Source organism: Microcoleus sp. LAD1_D5 (assembly GCF_036702115.1).
Classification (GTDB): Bacteria; Cyanobacteriota; Cyanobacteriia; order Cyanobacteriales; family Microcoleaceae; genus Microcoleus.
The window spans coordinates 1-1,412 of the sequence record NZ_JAUBSA010000178.1; the positions used below are offsets into that span (position 1 = coordinate 1).

General features: G+C 46.5%; 1 protein-coding gene and 1 pseudogene. Both read left to right on the forward strand.

Annotation, left to right across the window (positions count from 1 at the left end; translation table 11 throughout):
* A pseudogene (locus tag QUA70_RS28410) lies at nt 1-124 on the forward strand (1-(5-phosphoribosyl)-5-[(5-phosphoribosylamino)methylideneamino]imidazole-4-carboxamide isomerase); the annotation flags it as partial.
* 146 nt (nt 125-270) lie between these two features.
* Nucleotides 271-1,412: cation:proton antiporter (locus tag QUA70_RS28415; RefSeq protein ID WP_333351102.1), on the forward strand; the 1,142-nt coding region annotated here is incomplete at its 3' end.

The window sequence follows — 1,412 nt, forward strand, 5'->3', positions numbered from 1 at the left end:
AAGTGCGATCGTCGGTAGGGCAATTTATACCGGCGATATCTTGCTAAAAGAAGCAATTCAAGCAGTCGGACAAGGGCGGTGGCAGGATGTACCGCCAGATTGGGGTTCTTCAAGCTTTGCTTGATAGTCATTATGTAACCGTTATCAATTTTCCGACTCACAATCAACAGTCAACAGTCAACAGTTAACAGTTAACAGTCAACAGTCAACAGTCAACAATCAACAGTCAACAGTCAGCGTAGAATCGTCTTTCTTACCATCATCGTACCCATGTTTTTGAACCATGCAATTACAGCTTTAAGTTCTGGGATAGCCTCCCTAGTTGCCCCCATACCTTTGTTAGCAACAGTCGAGGCAGAAAATTCGCCGATCGTCCTCAGCGGAGTTTTGCTCAGTTTGGTAGTGATTTATCTCGCCAGTAAAATCGGCGCGGAAGTGGCTCTAAAATTTGATTTTCCGCCGGTTCTGGGTGAACTTGTAGCAGGGGTAATTGTTGGCGTATCTGCTTTAAACCTGGTCGTTTTTCCCGGAAGCGGGCTGTCAGCCTCAGACTCAGGGATTATGACAGTTCTGCAATCGATTAATCATCTGTCTCCTGCCGCCCTCACCAGTGTGTTTGAATCGCAGAGTGAAGTCATTTCAGTGCTGGCTGAATTAGGCGTGATTATTCTGCTGTTTGAAATTGGCTTAGAGTCGGATATCAAACAACTCAAGCAAGTCGGAATTCAAGCTACCGTTGTCGCCTGCGTAGGTGTGGCAGTTCCCTTTGCCGCTGGTACTGCGGGCTTGATGATAATTTTCCACACTCCGGCAATTCCTGCAATTTTTGCGGGGGCAGCTTTGACGGCAACCAGCATTGGAATTACATCTAAAGTGTTGTCTGATTTAGGACAACTGAACTCTAAAGAAGGTCAAATTATTGTCGGTGCGGCGGTGATTGATGATGTGTTGGGAATTATTGTCCTGGCTGTTGTCGCCAGTTTAGCGAAAACCGGTGAGATTGATGTTGTTAATGTCATCTATTTGATTGTCAGTGCAACTGTTTTTTTGCTAGGTTCGATTCTGTTGGGTGGTGTCTTCGACAAAACTTTCTCGGCGGTGGTGGTTCAACTCAAAACTCGCGGCAATATTATCATCCCGGCATTTATTTTTGCCTACTTCATGGCTTTTCTGGGCAATGCAATTCATCTCGAAGCGATTTTGGGTGCGTTTGCTGCGGGTTTGGTGTTGGATGAAAGCGATGCCCGCCTGGAGTTGGATGAAATGGTGAAACCCATCGCCGATTTATTTGTACCTATCTTCTTTGTGACGGTGGGCGCTCGGGCGGATTTGGGGGTTTTGAACCCAGCGGTGCCGGATAATCGGGCGGGACTTTTGATTGCCGTATTTTTGATTGTGGTTGCTATTTTGGG